The 14,579-nt window shown below is 68.8% G+C and carries 13 protein-coding genes; 5 read left to right on the top strand and 8 right to left on the bottom strand.

What is annotated here, in order from left to right:
* Positions 1-461, bottom strand: a 461-nt coding sequence (locus tag AC2VOR_RS06325; protein ID WP_486963400.1) for a hypothetical protein, incomplete at its 3' end; no start/stop codon positions are given.
* A 191-nt stretch (positions 462-652) separates the two neighbouring features.
* Here AC2VOR_RS06325 and AC2VOR_RS06320 point away from each other — a divergent pair.
* Both AC2VOR_RS06320 and AC2VOR_RS06315 read left to right on the top strand, forming a co-directional pair.
* A complete protein-coding gene (locus AC2VOR_RS06320; RefSeq protein WP_369737760.1) occupies positions 653-1,816 on the top strand; it encodes an acyl-CoA dehydrogenase family protein in 1,164 nt (387 codons plus the stop codon).
* Positions 1,813-3,048 (top strand): acyl-CoA dehydrogenase family protein, encoded by a 1,236-nt coding sequence (locus AC2VOR_RS06315; protein ID WP_369737762.1) that lies wholly within the window; start codon positions 1,813-1,815, stop codon positions 3,046-3,048. The genes AC2VOR_RS06320 and AC2VOR_RS06315 overlap by 4 nt, the downstream gene beginning before the upstream one ends.
* On the opposite strand, the gene AC2VOR_RS06310 is transcribed toward AC2VOR_RS06315, so the two are convergent.
* Positions 3,045-5,072 carry a SpoIIE family protein phosphatase gene (locus AC2VOR_RS06310; protein ID WP_369737763.1) on the bottom strand — a complete coding sequence of 676 codons (2,028 nt, stop codon included), beginning with the start codon at positions 5,070-5,072 and terminating at the stop codon, positions 3,045-3,047. The two genes, AC2VOR_RS06315 and AC2VOR_RS06310, sit on opposite strands and share 4 nt — an antisense overlap.
* A gap of 504 nt (positions 5,073-5,576) precedes the next feature.
* On the bottom strand, positions 5,577-6,521 hold the full coding sequence (locus tag AC2VOR_RS06305; RefSeq protein ID WP_486963399.1) for a nitrilase-related carbon-nitrogen hydrolase: 945 nt from the start codon (positions 6,519-6,521) through the stop codon (positions 5,577-5,579).
* 217 nt (positions 6,522-6,738) lie between these two features.
* On the opposite strand from AC2VOR_RS06305, the gene AC2VOR_RS06300 reads away from it, so the two are divergent.
* Positions 6,739-7,929 (top strand): phosphatidylserine decarboxylase, encoded by a 1,191-nt coding sequence (locus AC2VOR_RS06300; protein WP_486963398.1) that lies wholly within the window; start codon positions 6,739-6,741, stop codon positions 7,927-7,929.
* Positions 7,930-8,000: 71 nt separating this feature from the next.
* Entirely contained in the window at positions 8,001-8,465 is a 465-nt protein-coding gene (locus AC2VOR_RS06295; protein ID WP_486963397.1) for a DUF421 domain-containing protein, read from the top strand.
* Positions 8,466-8,476: 11 nt separating this feature from the next.
* Here the strand turns inward: AC2VOR_RS06295 and AC2VOR_RS06290 are convergent, their stop codons facing one another.
* On the bottom strand, positions 8,477-9,685 hold the full coding sequence (locus AC2VOR_RS06290; RefSeq protein WP_369737772.1) for an amidohydrolase family protein: 1,209 nt from the start codon (positions 9,683-9,685) through the stop codon (positions 8,477-8,479).
* A gap of 77 nt (positions 9,686-9,762) precedes the next feature.
* Positions 9,763-10,803, bottom strand: a complete 1,041-nt coding sequence (locus AC2VOR_RS06285; RefSeq protein ID WP_369737774.1) for a hotdog fold thioesterase — start codon at positions 10,801-10,803, stop codon at positions 9,763-9,765.
* A gap of 208 nt (positions 10,804-11,011) precedes the next feature.
* On the opposite strand from AC2VOR_RS06285, the gene AC2VOR_RS06280 reads away from it, so the two are divergent.
* Positions 11,012-11,299, top strand: coding sequence for a PE domain-containing protein (locus AC2VOR_RS06280; RefSeq protein WP_486963396.1), 288 nt, complete (start codon positions 11,012-11,014; stop codon positions 11,297-11,299).
* Between the two features lie 147 nt (positions 11,300-11,446).
* Here the strand turns inward: AC2VOR_RS06280 and AC2VOR_RS06275 are convergent, their stop codons facing one another.
* From AC2VOR_RS06275 to AC2VOR_RS06265, 3 genes are all read right to left on the bottom strand, one after another.
* A complete protein-coding gene (locus AC2VOR_RS06275; RefSeq protein ID WP_369737778.1) occupies positions 11,447-12,952 on the bottom strand; it encodes a class I adenylate-forming enzyme family protein in 1,506 nt (501 codons plus the stop codon).
* Entirely contained in the window at positions 12,949-13,884 is a 936-nt protein-coding gene (locus AC2VOR_RS06270; RefSeq protein ID WP_369737779.1) for an acyl-CoA dehydrogenase family protein, read from the bottom strand. Before AC2VOR_RS06270 ends, AC2VOR_RS06275 begins: the two co-directional genes overlap by 4 nt.
* A partial coding sequence (locus AC2VOR_RS06265) for an acyl-CoA dehydrogenase family protein (protein WP_486963395.1) occupies positions 13,881-14,579 on the bottom strand: 699 nt, incomplete at its 5' end. The genes AC2VOR_RS06265 and AC2VOR_RS06270, both read right to left, overlap by 4 nt.

Here is a 14,579-nt window from a genome sequence, read left to right as displayed (position 1 = left end):
CGGTGCCGCCATCCGTCCAGCCGGGTTGCCGGTCGCGGTGCCGCCTCATCCTGACCTTCGGCGACAGCCTCCCCGTGACCCTGTTCGGCGTCCTCGACGTAGTTCTCGTCGTAGTTCTCGTCGAATTCCTCGTCGACCGTCTCGTCGGCCGTCTCGTCGGCCGTCTCGTCGTCGTCGTAGTCGTCGTAGTCGTAATCCGCGTCGGCAGCCGCGGCGGCCGCGTCACCGTAGTCCTCGGCAGCCTCGGCCAGCGTCATCGCCTCGCGCCGCAACCGGGCCGCGCGGGCACGGGCGCGCGCCGCGGCGGCCACGGCCTCGGCTTCTGCTGCTTCGGCTTCGGCCTCTTCTGCCAGGGCCATCGCCTCGGCCCTCGACGTGGCCTCCGCCGTGGTCTCCGTCGTGGCCTCCGCCGTGGCCTCCGACGCGGCAGAAGCCTCGAACGGTTCGTCCGCCTCAGTCATCGCGCCTGCCGCTCGTCACCATCATTATCGACTGAACTCCGGTATCTCTTACTGTATTGTCCGTTGCTAACATCGAGTCGCCGGCGAACTGCGACGAGGACCGAATAGGCGGATGACCACCCCCACCCAGCGTCTCTCCTCTGCATGTTTTGCGGCGACGATCAATTGCCAAGGAAGGTCCTTCCGGCATCATGACCGCTGTCGACTCTCCCGAAAAGATACTCTTCACCTCCACGACCCAAGCCTTTCTGCAAAAAGAAGCGCCGCTGAGTCGCGTCCGTGAACTGCACGCCGCGGGCATGTCGTTCGACGCTTCCTGGTGGCGGCGCGCCGCCGAACTCGGGTGGACGAGCCTGCTTGTTCCCGAGGACTTGGGCGGTGGCAGCGTCTCCGACAGCGGCCTCGCGGACCTGGCCATGGTCGCCGAGCAACTCGGCAAAACGGTGGCGCCCGGGCCGTTGTATCCGGTCAGTGTCGTGCTGGCCGGCCTCGCCGGGTGCGCCGAACGCCACGCGCATGCCGCCACGATCGACGCGCTGATGTCGGGCGAGTTGGTCGCGTCGTGGGCCGTTGCCGAGCCGGGCCGGGGATGGGCCCCGCTGGACCCGTCGGTGACGGCCGCTGAAACTGGTTCGGACACCGGCTCGGGCTACCGCATCGACGGCACCAAAGACCGCGTCGAGGCCGGCGCCCAGAGCGCCCTGCTGCTGGTGGTGGCGCGGTGCGGTGAGGGGATCCGGCAGTTCCTGGTCCCGACGGACGCGCCGGGGGTCCGTATCGAGCCTCAACAGTCGGTGGACCTGGTCAAGCAGTACGCGCGGGTGCATTTCGACGGTGTCCTGGTGGCAGAGGCCGCGGCCGTGGGCGCCGCGGACGAGAGCACCGCGCTGATCGGCCGGCAGAGCCAGATCGCCCAGGTCCTGCAGTGCGCCGAGGTGGTCGGCGTCCTGCAGACGGTCTTCGACTTCACCGTCCAGTGGGCGCTGGACCGGCACACCTTCGGCCGCCCCCTGGCGTCCTACCAGGCGCTCAAGCACAAGTTCGCCGACATGAAGCTGTGGTTGGAAGCGTGCCGGGCCACCACCGCCGCGGCGGTCGCCGCTGTCGCCGCCCGGGCGCCGACGGCGGGGCTGTCGGCCAGCATCGCCAAGTCCTACGTCGGCGAGATGGCCGGCCAGATTGTTCAGGCGTGCGTGCAGATGCACGGCGGCATCGGCGTCACCTGGGAGCACGACCTACACCTGTATCTGCGGCGAGTCACGTTGTACCGCGCCATGTTCGGGACTCCCGAGGAACACAATCAGCTCGTGTATGCGTGGCACGCGGAGGCCAAGACGGGCCGCGCCGGGCAATGACGCCGACCGAATCGGTCGCGGAGTTCGCCGCGCGCGCCAGGGCGTGGCTGGCACAACACATGCCCACGATCGACCCGGACTGCCCGCCGCCCGCCCCGCGTGACGACGAGCGGGCCTGGGCCAGGGCGCGTGAGCTGCAGGGGCGGCTCTACGAGGGCGGATTCGCCGGCATCTGCTTTCCCCGCGAATACGGCGGCCTGGGGCTGGACTACGAGTACCAGAAGGCCTTCGACGCGGAATCGCTCGGCTACGAGATGCCGCTGATCCTCAACACCCCGACATTCACCATCTGCTGCGCCACGCTGCTCGACACCGGCACCGAGGAGCAGAAGAAGCAGCACATCGCCGCCGCTTTGCGAGGCGACGAGGTGTTGGTGCAGCTGCTGAGCGAACCCAGCGGCGGATCCGATCTGGCCGGTGTCATCACCCGCGCCGAACGCCACGGCGACCGCTGGGTGATCAACGGCGCCAAGACGTGGAGCACCAGCGCCTTCGCCGCCGACTACGGCCTGTGCCTGGCCCGCACCAACTGGGATGTGCCCAAACACGAAGGCCTGACCATGTTCCTGGTGCCCATCGCCCACCCGGGTGTCACGTTGCGGCGCATCACCATGCTCAGCGGTTCCACCGAGTTCTGCGAGGAGTTCCTGGACGGGGTGGACGTCGGTGACGACGCCGTCGTCGGCGCGGTCGACGGCGGCTGGGCGGTCGCGTCGCGGCAGCTGTACCACGAGCGCCGGGCGGTGGGGCAGGGATCGGAGTTCGCCAGCGGCAGCGGCAGCGAGGGGGGCAACGCCAATCCCGTCGACTTCGTCGACCTGGCGGACAAGACCGGCCGGGCCGGCGAGGCGCGCGTGCGGGAAATGGCCGGCCGGGCCCTGGTCCACCGCGCGGTCGCTGAGCAGTTGATCGCGCACGTGTACCGCAGCGTCAGGGACGGCGCGTTGCCGCCGGCGGCCGGAACGCTGATCAGGCTGTTCCATTCCGAAACCGTGACCCTGGATGTGGATACGGCGCTGGCGATCGCGGGGGCCGCGGGCGTCGTGGGGGAGCGCGGCAACGGACTCGAGACCGGGCTGCGCTACCTGTCGCGGCAAACCGTCGCCATCGGCGGCGGCACCACCGAGATGGCCCGCAATGTCATCGGCGAGCGGGTGCTGGGCTTCCCGCGAGAATACGCCGCCGACCGCGGTGTGCCGTTCAACGAAGTCCGCCACGGCCAGTTGCGCTAGCCCCGATCAGATTCGGACTCCTCGGCGAAGACGTTGTCGGCACAGCTGCTGACCGTGGGGATCTGCACGATCGACAACACGTGGTGGGCCGGGCTGCCGGGCGCGGCCACCAGCACGCATTCGCCGCCCTGTCTGCGGGCACGGTCGCGGGCGTCGGCCAGCGCGCTGACGCCCGCCGACCCCAGATGGGTGACCCCGCTGAGATCGATCGTCAAAGATGCTATGCCCGAACGGCTTTCGACGGCGATCCGGCGGTCCAGGATGGATGCCGTCTCCGAGTCGACATCACCGCTGACGACGATGCGGCCGTCGTCGCCGATCACCGAGGTGAATTCGGATTCGGTTGCGTGCTGATGAGGAACCCGGCTGATCAGCGTGTCGGCGAGGAAGTCGGCCGGACGAGACAGGCGGTGCACGACACTGGCGGTCGTCCCGCCGGCGCCGTGGCTGATCTGCGCCTGCGACACCAACGCCTCGGCCATGGCAAGCCCCCGCCCGCGGCCCTTCTCGCCCGCGCGGTAATCCTTCCACGTGCCACGGTCGGACACCGAGGCGTGCAGGTTGCCGTCACCGGCCAGTTCGGCCTCGACGACGATTTCCTTGGGTTCTCCCGGTTCTCCCGGTTCTCCCGGTTCTCCCGGTTCGCCGGAAGCCGCGGCGCCGTAGCCGTGCTCGACGGCGTTCTCCACGAATTCCGAGATCGCGTGCACGACGTCGGATGTCTCGTCGGGGTCGGCGCCGATCTCCGACAACCATGTGCGCAGGCGGGCGCGAACCGCGCGCGCAGTATGCAGGCTGGCGTCCAGCGTCAGCCGCAAGGGCGGCGGCGGCGTGCGCCGCTGGGCGGCGAGCAGCGTGACGTCGTCGGTGTAGCCGGTCGACCGCAGCAGCAACTCGAGCGTCTCCGAGCAGATCCGATCGATCGGCCGTGCGGGGCTGTCGAGGACGAACCCGCTGTGGCCGGCGGCGACACCGGCCGCCAACTCGGCGAACTCGGCGGTGCTGGCGCCCAATGGCCGGCCCGGCCGTTCGATCAGACCGTCGGTGAACAGCAAGATCACATCGCCCACGTCGAGGACCGCGGTGCGCACCGGAAAACCGGTGCCGCTGCCGAAAGGGCCCGCGCCCGAGGGCTCCAGGTACCGCGACTTCGCGTCGGTGGTCACCAACAGCGGTGGCGGGTGACCGGCGGTGCAGTACCGGAACTCCCCGGTGCTGTAGTCGAGGGAGCCGATGCACACCGTGGCCGACTTCGAGCCGGGCACGAACCGGTGGAAGCGGTCGACGGCCTCGAGCGCTTCGGGGATCGTCTGCCCCGCCAAGATCTGCATCCGCAAGGCGGTGCGCAGTTGCGCCATCGCCGCCGCGGCTTCGACGCCGTGGCCCACCACGTCGCCGACGGCAAGAACGAGCCGATCGCCCAGGGGCACCGCCTCGAACCAGTCGCCGCCGGCCGCGGTGTCCTCCGCGGCGACGAGGTACTGGGCGGCGATGTCGGCGCCGGGGACCACGGGTACCGACGGGGCCAGCAGAGCCTGCTGCATGACGATGGCCGAATCACGCGCGTTGCGGTAGCGCTCGGACAGCTCCTCCATCCGCGCCTCGGCGGCCGAGCGGGCCCGCACCCGGTTCGTGACGTCGTCGAACAGCATTTGTACGCCCTCGATCGATCCGTCGACGCCGTGCCGGGCCGTGACGAGGAAGTCGAAGAAGCGTTCGTGGACTCCCGAGCCGTCGAAGTCGGCCTGCAGCCGCCATTCCCTCCCCGACTGCGATTCACCGGTCGTGTACACCCGGTCGAACATCTGGTAGATCTGCTGACTTTCCAGCTCGGGAAAAACCTCGCGCGCGGGCAGGCCGATGGGGTCGAAAGCCGGATGGAATGCGCGGAACGCCGCGTTGACCGCCACGAATCGGTGATCAGGCCCCTCGAGCCCGACCAGCATCACGGGGACGTTTTCGAAGACGCGGCGTACGTTCTCGGCCGCATCAACGGGTCCGTCCCGGTCGTTCTCGGCCACCATATGGCCGTCCCTCCTGCGGAACCTCCCACCGGCCTGGTCGCAAATGGACGCGAAGTCGCCAGGCCCAATGCGTCGACGTATTCGTCAATTATTGACCACCACATTATCAATCGGGGCCCGGCGCCCGGGGCACGGATCCATAACGGCGGCGTGAGGGCTGCCACACCACCGCCGACGCGATGGGCCCGCCGACGCGGTCGGCGGGCCCATTTGGGTGCACGGCCCCAGCCGAGCGACTTCGTCATCTCCTGGCACGCCTTCTCGCAGCAGCGCCGGCACACCTCGGCGAAGACCCGGCGTGCTCGTAGCTGGTTGCCGTGTCCCTCGCAGACGTCTCCGCAGGCCTTGCAGGCGGCCGCGCACGCCGCCGGCATGGAGCGTTCGGGCTGGCGTCGTGGCCGGTGTGGCGCGTCATCACCCGGGCGGTCGCCGCGCAGATGTCGGCGCAGGCTCGTTCAGGCGCTGGCGGGCAACCGAATTCGCGCTGGCGAGACTGACTCGTGGCTAATGTCGATCGACGAGCGCACCGTAGCTGTCGGGACGCCGGGTGCGCAGAAACGGGAAGGCGTCCAGCCAGTCGCGACGTTGGTCGAGGTCGAGGTCGGCGATCAGTATCGCCTCTTCGTCGCGCGGCGCCTGCGCCAGCACCCGGCCGTACGGGTCGGAGATGAACGACGAACCGTAGAACTTGAGCTTGCCCTCGTCGCCGGTGCGGTTCGCCACGACCATGAACAAGCCGTTGGCGATGCCGTTGCCGACGATGACGTGCTGCCACAGCGGTTCGCTGTTGAAGTCGGGGAAGGCGGGCTCCGACCCGATGGCACTGGGGTAGACCACTATTTCGGCGCCATGCAGCGAATAGCTCCGGGCCACTTCCGGGAACCATTCGTCCCAGCAGGTCGGCAGGCCGATCCTTGCGTCGAGCCCCTCGGGTGTGAGCACCGGATACGGGTCCCCGTCGGCAGGGCCGGGGCGAAAGTACGCGGCCTCGCGGTAACACTCGGAGTCGGGGATGTGCATCTTGCGCACGCGGGCGACTAGTTCGCCGGCGGGGGACACCAAAATTGCTGTGTTGTAGCCCAATCCGTCTTCCTTGCCGTCTTCGTTCGCAGCCTTCTCGTACAGCGAAGCCTGCACGAAGACGTCGTTCGTCTGCGCGCATTCGGCGGCGAACGCGAATGTCGGTCCCGCGAGCAGATCTTCGGCGGCACTGACCGGAGGAGACGGCGGGGCGAGGTCGCCCGGATAGCGGATCAGGGTCAACTCGGGCAGGAACACCACGCGGGCGCCGCCGGCGGCGGCCCGCGCGATGCCGTCGCCCAGGACGCTGGTGAGCTCGGCATGGTCGGCACGCCAGCGATGCTGGACCAGTCCGACCCGCAGGGGCGGGCGTTGCGACGGCGTCGTACGCGTCAGCGACTCGGGGGCGTCGGCGGTGAGGGTGATCATTGGCGCACCTCCGCGGGGTCGATCGGGGACGGGCGAATCGATACGGTGTGAGTAGTCATCCGTGAACGAGTACCCGTCCCCCGTTGCCGCAACCGCAGAAGTTGCCCGATGGCCCGGTCCTCGACGCGCGGCCGCGCGCCCCGGTTAACACCTCGCCTTATGCGGGTAACCGCCGTACTTAACTTCTGTCAGGGCGGAGCACACGAGGAGCGGCCGAATGAGCCAGCAGGATGCGATCATCACGGGTTTGCAAGACGTCCTCGGAAAAGAGGAGGGCTTGGCCGAGCTGCTCGAGCAGTCACTGGTCAACGCGCGCAAGTCGGCCGAAGCCGAGTTGAACGCCGACCTTTTCGAGGCGCTGGACTGGCCCGAGGACATTGCTCAGTACGAGGAATACCTGAAAGGCTTCCTCAGGTGGTTGCCGCGCCAGTCCGACGCGACGGCGTGGCGGGGAATGGATCCCGGCCAGCGGCACGCCAAGGAGGTCAGTGACCGGATCTCGCACTTCTTTTTCCTGGTCGACCAGGACGGTGAGCGCGGCGCGCCGCAGGATTCCGGCGCCTTCCGGGACTGGATGACCGAATTCGCCCGGCAGTGGGGCAGTTTCCTGGACACCCCGGAATCGTTCAGTCCGGAGATCCTGCAATCGTTCATCGAGAATGCGCCCGAATACCGGGTCTACGAGTCGCTGGTCGAAGGAAAGCCGAACGAGGCGAGCGGCTGGCTGACGTTCAACCAGTTTTTCGGTCGCCGGCTCAACGGCGGCCTCCGCCCGATCGCCGAGCCCGGAAGCAACACGATCGTCACGTCGCCGGCCGACTGCGTATTCCAGCACGCCTACGACATCGACGGCGACTCCAACATCCCGGCCATCACCATCAAGAACACCCACAAGTACGGCAACATCACGCAGCTGATCGAGGGCAGTCGCTATGCCGAGAGCTTCGCGCGTGGCACCTTCGTCCATTACATGCTGAAGCCGTCGTCGTATCACCGCTTCCATCTGCCCGTGTCGGGGCGGATCGCCGAGTCCTTCCGGAACGCCGGAACGGTCTGCATGCACGTCGGTCTGAAAAACCAGGAGTTCGTGGCCAGCGACAGCGCGACGACCGGCTTCGAGTTCGCCCAGAATCGGGGCGTGGTCACCGTCGACACCGCCGACTCCGACGGGGGCGACATCGGTATCGTCGCGGTCATCCCGGTCGGGATGGCGCACGTGTCCTCGGTGGTGATCACCGCCGCCGAGGACACCCGGATGGCCAAGGGCGAGGAGTTCGGCTACTTCCAGTTCGGCGGCTCGGACATCATCGTCCTCTTCCAGGAGGGGGCCGCTCCGGAGATCGACACCGGCGAGCACTACCGCCTCTACGGCACTCCGATAGCCCGCTGCCGACCCCGCGGGTCCTGACCGGCGGCGTTGCGATGAGCGGCCTACTGCTCGAGCTGTACGACGGGTGGCGGCCCGCGCTTTATGCCGCCGTGAAGGCGGCCGCATTGTTCGCCACCGCCGCAGCGGCTTTCCGGCTCACCCTTCGGCGCACCATGTCCGAGTTGACGCCCTTCGACTGGGTCACGGGTGTCGCGGTCGGCGCCATCATCGGTCGCACCGCCACGGCCGCCGGCACCTCATGGACCACCGGGGTCGCCGCGCTGGTGACCTTGATCGCCGCCCATGATGTCGTCGCTCGCCTGCGTTTTGTCCCCTGGATACGCCGCCTCGTCGACCCGCCCGTGCGCGTCCTGATTCGCGATGGCCAACTGCAGCAAGCGAATCTGCGACGCTGCAGGATCACCCGTTCCGACCTCGACGCCATCCTGCGCGAACACGGTCGCCAAAGTCCCGACGGCGTCAGCCTGGCGGTGTGGGAGTCGCGGGGAGTGGTTTCGGTCCGTGCCGCCACCGAATCGGCAGTCTCGACCGACCCGGGCGAACGTGGCCCCTGAGAGGCGTCGGGTCAGGCGGACACCGGTTTCTTGGAGGCGGACGCCGAAACCTTCATCAGCTTCATCATGTTGCCGCCCATGATCCTCTCGACGTCCTCCTGGCTGAAGTCCTTGAGTTCGTCGACGAAGGAGATCGGGTCCTTGAGCCCTTCGGGGTGCGGCCAGTCGGATCCGAAGACCACACGGTCGGATCCCACCATGTTGACGATCTCGGTGAAGCGGTCCTCCCAGAACGGGCTGACGTACACGCAGCGCTTGAAGGTCGCGATCGGGTCCTCGCTGAATGCCTGCGGCATCTTCTTGTAGACGCTCTTGAGCCCCTTGAACAGGTGGGGGACCCAGTCGGCGCCGTTCTCGATCGACAGGATCCGCAGGTCGGGGTTGCGGGACAGCGCGCCGTGGCAGATCAGCGCGCCGAACGCGTCCTCGACGGGCCGGTGGCCCATGGCCAGGCTGCGGAACGCAGTCGGCTTGAACGGCAGGAATTCGTCGCCGGGCTCCCAGATGTTGAGCAGCTCGGAGTAGCCGCTGTCCGAGGCGTGCATCGAGACGGGGATCTCGGCGCGCACGCATGCCTGCCAGAACGGGTCGAACTCCTCGAGGCCGAAGGAACGGCTGCCGCGGTAGCCGGGCACCGGCGCGGGGCGGACCAGCACGGTGCGGGCGCCGCGCTCGAGGCACCACTCGAGTTCTTCGAGTGCCCGTTCGACGATCGGCAGCGTGATCACCGGGGTGGCGAAGATGCGGTCGGAGTAGTTGAACGACCACTGCTCGTACATCCACTGGTTGAGCGCGTGGATGACGTCGTGGGTCATCTCCGGGTCGTCCTTCATGCGCTCCTCGACCAGGCTGGCCAGTGTCGGGAACATCAGGGCGTAGTCGATGCCGAGTTCGTCCATCACCTCCAGCCGGGCGCCCGGCTCGCGGAAGGCGGGGATGGCCTTCATCGGCTCGCCCAGGATCTCGCGGTAGCTCTTGCCGCCGCTGCCGTTGCGGAAGTACTCCTCCTGGGCGCCGGGGCGCGCCACCACCTCGAACGTCGGGTTGGGGATGTAGTCGCTGATGTGGCCGCGCACGACGATCTTGGTGCGACCGCGAACCTGCACGTAGTCGATGACGTTCTTGCGCTTCTCCGGCAGGAACTTGGTCAGCGCCTCCTGCGGCTCGTACATGTGGTTGTCCGCGTCGAACACGGGGAAGGGAAGCTCGCGAGACGGCATGGCGATCTCCTTGAAGTCAGGGTTCTCATCGTGTGGTAATGACGTTACCACCGTGGCGCAACCGGGTATACCGGGATTTACGCGTCCGCCTGCAGGCCCGCCGTCGGTGTCGCCCCGTTGATGATCGCGAAGTTCACGGTCGCGGTCGCGGCGAGCTCGTCCCCGTCGCCTTGGCCGTCGCCGTAGATGTCGACCTGCATGACCATCGCCCGCCGGCCGGTCCGCAGCATGCGCGGCACCGCCACCGCGGAGCCGCTGCGGATCGGCCGCAGGTAACGCACGAACAGGTCCGCGGTGGTCATCGTGGTGCCCGGCTGCAGGAAATCCAGCCCGAACTGGCCGCCCGCCACGTCCACGAGCGTGGCGATCAGGCCACCCTGCAGGGCGCCGGAGGTGTTGACCACCTGGGGGCTGACCGGCATCGTCATCGCGAACTCGCCGTCGCGGGTCCCGGGCCGCATGCCCACCTGCGCGAACAACTCCCGCAGCGACGGCGCGGCGGGCTCGTCGGCGGCGTCCCGGATGCCCAGGGCGCGGCTGCAGAAGTCATACAGCTGGCCCGCGTCGATCGGAGTTCCGTTCAATTCGGTGCCCAGCCAGTGCAATCGCTGCGCACCCATCACGGTCTGCATCACGATCGCGGCTGCGGCCCCGACATCGAGTCCCGGGTTGAACACTCCCTCGGTGATGCCCTGCCCCACGACGTCGCGGATCAGCTGGTGCAGGGGGGACAGCACGCGGGCGTACTCCCGCGGGCGGGTCTCGGCCAGATTCTGGTTGTAGAGGGTCAGCGCCCGGTTGAGGCTGTCCTGGGTCGTCGACTCCGGCTTCTGGCTGATGCGGTCGAGGACGAGCTTCAGCGCCGCCGTGCTGTCCATCGCGGCGGTTTCGGCACGCCACGTCTGCGCCGATTGCGCGATGGTCCGCTCGAACAGTGCGAGCAGCAGTTCGTCCTTACTGCTGAAATGCTGGTAGAAGGCCCGTAGAGAGGTCCGCGAGCGCGTGACGACCTCCTGCACGGTGAAGTCGGTGCGTCCCGTTTCGCCCAGGATGGCAACGGCCGTCTTGATGAAGCGGTCGCCGCGGGTCACTTCGGCTTCCTCGCCGGGGGCGGTCATGAGTTGCTCGGTCCCCTTCCGTCGCGCGGTGCCTGCGCGTTGAGAATGAGGTTACCGCGCGCGGGGATGGATCCACCCAGAACGGTCCCGCGGGCGTCGGCGGGGGTTGGCTTGGTGCGCTTCTGGTGTACTGCTGGACCGGGGGGCGGCGGTTAGGATTGGCTGGTATTCGCCTGCGGGGTGGAGGTAAGCGGCGATGGTATTTGCGATGGAGCCCTCCGAGGTGGGGGCTGCGGCGGTGACCCAGGCCGGTTTGGCCGAGCAGACGGGTGCGGGTGCGAGCGCCGGCGCGCCGACGTTGTTGGGCGTCGCGCCGATGGGCGCGGATGCCGATTCGGCCGAATTTGCCGCGGCATTGGCCGCAGTGGGTGCGGCGTATGTGGCGACCGCCGCCCAGCATGCGGCCCAGCGCGGACTGTTTTCGGATGCCCAGGCGTTGGCGGGGGAGACCACGGTGGCCAGTGAGGCGATCCGCGCGGCGGCGCTGTCGCTGTAGTCCTGGGGGGTTGTGGTGCCGCACCCGTGGCCGACGTTTAGCCCGGAGGCCAACTACACGGCGTTGATGGCGGGGTCTGGTCCGGCGTCGACGTTGGCCTATTCCGGGACGTTGGGCGCCGAGGCGGCTGTGAAGAGCCGGATTAAGCTAGCCGCCCCGGGCCGCGATCATCGCCGAGCGGTTCACCTTCGTGGCCGCGGTGCGCGGGATCGCGTCGACGAACTCGACGGTCTTGGGCGCCTTGTAGTGGGCCAGCCGGCTCTTGGCGTACTCGATCACCTGCTGCGCGGTCAGCGGCGCGCGGTCGGCCGGCTGCACCACCGCGTGCACGCGGCGTCCCCACTGCGGGTCGGCGAGTCCGATGACCACGACGTCGGCGATGCCGGGGTGGCCCGCGAGCGCCGACTCGACCTCTGCGGGAAAGACATTGGCGCCGCCGGTGACGATCATGTCGACGCGGCGGTCGACGATGTAGAGGTAGCCGTCCTCGTCGAGGTAGCCGATGTCGCCGGCGGAGCGGAAGCCGTCGTCGGTCGACGGCAGCGGCGCCGCCCCGCCCAGATATCGCGAGCCCGCGGCCATCGGGGCGCGCAGGTAGATCTCGCCGTGCTCGCCGGGGCCCAGCGGTGTCCGGCCGGCGTCGAGGATCCGAATTTCCGTCTCCCGGAAGCCCCGTCCGACACTGCCCGGATGGGCGAGCCACTCGTCGCCGCGCAGCGCGGTGAGCCCTAGGTTCTCGGTCATGCCGTAGGCCGACACGATCTGCTCGGGGCTCAGGAGCTCGAACCAGGTGTGCATCAGCGACGGCGGCATCACCGCGGCGCCCTGCAGGATGAACACGACGCTGGACAGGTTACGCTGCCTGACGTCGGGCCGGGCCGCGATGCGTGCCAGCATCGTCGGGGTGGCCGTGAAATTGGTGATGCGAAAGCGCTCGATCACGTCCAATGCCAGTGCCGCGTCGAACTTCTCGAGGATCACCAGATGGTCGCCCGCCAGCAGGAAGAAGAAGGTGGCGAAGCCGTTGGTGTGATACATCGGCGCGGGCACCATGATCGTCTGCGGCTGGGCCACCGGCGTCCAGTTCGACAGGAACGGTTCGCCGTGCTGGGGCGTCCACAGCGACGGCGCCAGGCTGAGGATCACCTTCGGAACGCCCGTCGACCCGCTGCTGCAGATTCCGTTGACGTTGGGGGAGACGACCGGGGGCAAGGGGTTTGCGGATTCGCCGGCAGCGCGTGCGTCCAGTTCCCAGCGGCTCTTCTCGTCGACCACCACGGTCGGCGCGATCACCTCACGCACCCGGTCGCGCTCCCATTCGGGTAGGTCCCAATGCATGGGGACCGGAACCGCGCCGATCTTCCAGCACCCCAGCGCGGCGAGCACCAGGTGCAAAGAATTCGGAACCCCCAGCGCGACAAGCGCACCCGGTCCGGCGCCGCCGGCGGCCAGGGCGCGCCCCCACTGGTTGGCGCGCGCGTCGAGCTCACCGAACGTCAGCGACTCCGCGGTGCCGTCGAGACCGACGACGGTCACCGCCTTCTCGTCGCGCTTCTCCTCGGCCAGCTGCTGCAGTTTGGTTCCGAAGGGGATGCCGTCCGCCAGGGGATTGGGGGCCGCGGCTGGCGCGGTCGGCAAGGCCGAGTCACTCACGCCGTGACCGGCCCGGTGAACAGGGTCTCGAGGTGGCCGTCGCGAACGTCGGGGATCAGGCGCAGCGCCAGGGCCTCGGCGCCCAGCGGCAGCCGGATCAGCGGCTGGGTGTGCCGGTCGAGCACGCTGATGTCGGACTCGTCGCAGAAACCCAGCGCGCCGAGCAACTGGTGCGAGGTGCGCAGTACCTGCCGCGCGGTGTCGGCGGCCTTGAGCCGCAGGACCAGTGCGTCGGCCGAACGCACACGGGGCCCTGGACTTTCGGCGCGGGACACCGTGTACTTCGCGAGTTCCTCGAGACCCCGGACCGCGACCGAGGCGTCCGCGACGGCGAAACTGACCGCCTGGAAGTCGGCCAACGGCTTGCCGAACTGGACCCGGGCGAGGACATGTTCGGTGACGATGTGCAGCGCCTGCTGTAGCGCCCCCAGAATCCGCCATGACCCCAGCACGAGATGAAGGTTAACGTCGGTCGCCGCGACCGCGCCATCGAGTGCGCCCAGCGAAGCCGGCACCAGAAACGGCCCCAGTTTGGCGTGGGTGGGCGCCGCCGGATGGGGTTGGTAGCGGTTGCCGTCGAGGTCGGCGGCGATCCAGCCGCCGGCCAGGTCGCCGTGGTCGATGCGGGGCGCGCCGGGATTGACCAGGGCCAGTCGCGCGCCGTCGATCGCGAGCAGTTCTTCGACGACGGGGTAGGGCAGGGCCGTCGCGCCGGCGGCGCGGCACAACACGGCAGCGGCCAGCAGGTCGTCGGAGGACGATCGCACGTCGAGGTCGAAGGCGCCGACCTCGCTCAGGGCCACCCGCGCCTCGTCCCGAACGCCCCGATCGCTCTCGGCGCGCAGCGCCGCCTGCGGGCCGCCCAGCCGGCCCAGGCGCTTGACCGCAACGGCGGCGAAGTCGCTGATGTCTTCTGGCAGAGCGGTTTTCACCGATGTTCTCCCAACACTTCCCGCGCGACCAGCATTCGCTGGACTTCGATGGTTCCCGACGCGACGGTGGCCGCCTGCGCATAGCGCCAATGGTCTTCGATTGCCCCGTGCAGCGGGGCAGACGATCCGCTGTCCAGGGCCGTCGGGCCGAGCGCGTCGAAGAGCAATTCCGCGACCTGCTGGTCGCAGGTGGTGGTGGCGATGCGCGCGGCGCTGGCCGCCGCGCCCGCCGCCGGGTCATCCTGCAGCGAGACGGCCCGATACGCCAGCAGCCTGGCCACCCGCAGATCGACCAGCGCCCGCACCCAGCGGGCGCGGATCGTCTCGGGCAGCGTGTCCCACTCGTCGCCGAGCCGGGCGCGCAGCCGGTCCAGCAGCGACTCGCAGCGCGCGTACCGCGCGATGCCGACCCGTTCGAACGCCAGCGCTTCGCGCATCACCCGCCAGCCGTCGCCGGGCTCGCCGAGGACGTCCTCGGGAGAGGCCGCGACTTCGTCGAGGAACATCTCGTTGAGATGGTGCGGCCCCAGCATCGACGGGATCGGGCGGACGGTGAAGCCCGGCCGGTCCATCGGAATCAGAAAGAGGCTGAGCCGCTTGGACTTCGGGGCGTCGGGGTGGGTGCAGGCGGCCAGCACGCACCAGGACGCCATCTGCGCGTACGACGTCCACACCTTCTGGCCGGTGATTCGCCA

The sequence above is a fragment of the Mycobacterium sp. TH-M103 genome, from assembly GCF_057473785.1.
Note: the sequence above shows the minus strand (reverse complement) of the source record. Positions and strands in the feature narration are given on the sequence as shown.

What these genes read in the sequence shown, in the direction of transcription:
- AC2VOR_RS06280 (WP_486963396.1), top strand. Translation starts at nt 11,012, where the DNA reads ATGGAGCCCTCCGAGGTGGGGGCTGCGGCGGTGACCCAGGCCGGTTTG.
- AC2VOR_RS06300 (WP_486963398.1), top strand. Translation starts at nt 6,739, where the DNA reads ATGAGCCAGCAGGATGCGATCATCACGGGTTTGCAAGACGTCCTCGGA.
- AC2VOR_RS06290 (WP_369737772.1), bottom strand. Translation starts at nt 9,685, where the DNA reads ATGCCGTCTCGCGAGCTTCCCTTCCCCGTGTTCGACGCGGACAACCAC.
- AC2VOR_RS06305 (WP_486963399.1), bottom strand. Translation starts at nt 6,521, where the DNA reads ATGATCACCCTCACCGCCGACGCCCCCGAGTCGCTGACGCGTACGACG.
- AC2VOR_RS06320 (WP_369737760.1), top strand. Translation starts at nt 653, where the DNA reads ATGACCGCTGTCGACTCTCCCGAAAAGATACTCTTCACCTCCACGACC.
- AC2VOR_RS06310 (WP_369737763.1), bottom strand. Translation starts at nt 5,072, where the DNA reads ATGGTGGCCGAGAACGACCGGGACGGACCCGTTGATGCGGCCGAGAAC.
- AC2VOR_RS06285 (WP_369737774.1), bottom strand. Translation starts at nt 10,803, where the DNA reads ATGACCGCCCCCGGCGAGGAAGCCGAAGTGACCCGCGGCGACCGCTTC.
- AC2VOR_RS06315 (WP_369737762.1), top strand. Translation starts at nt 1,813, where the DNA reads ATGACGCCGACCGAATCGGTCGCGGAGTTCGCCGCGCGCGCCAGGGCG.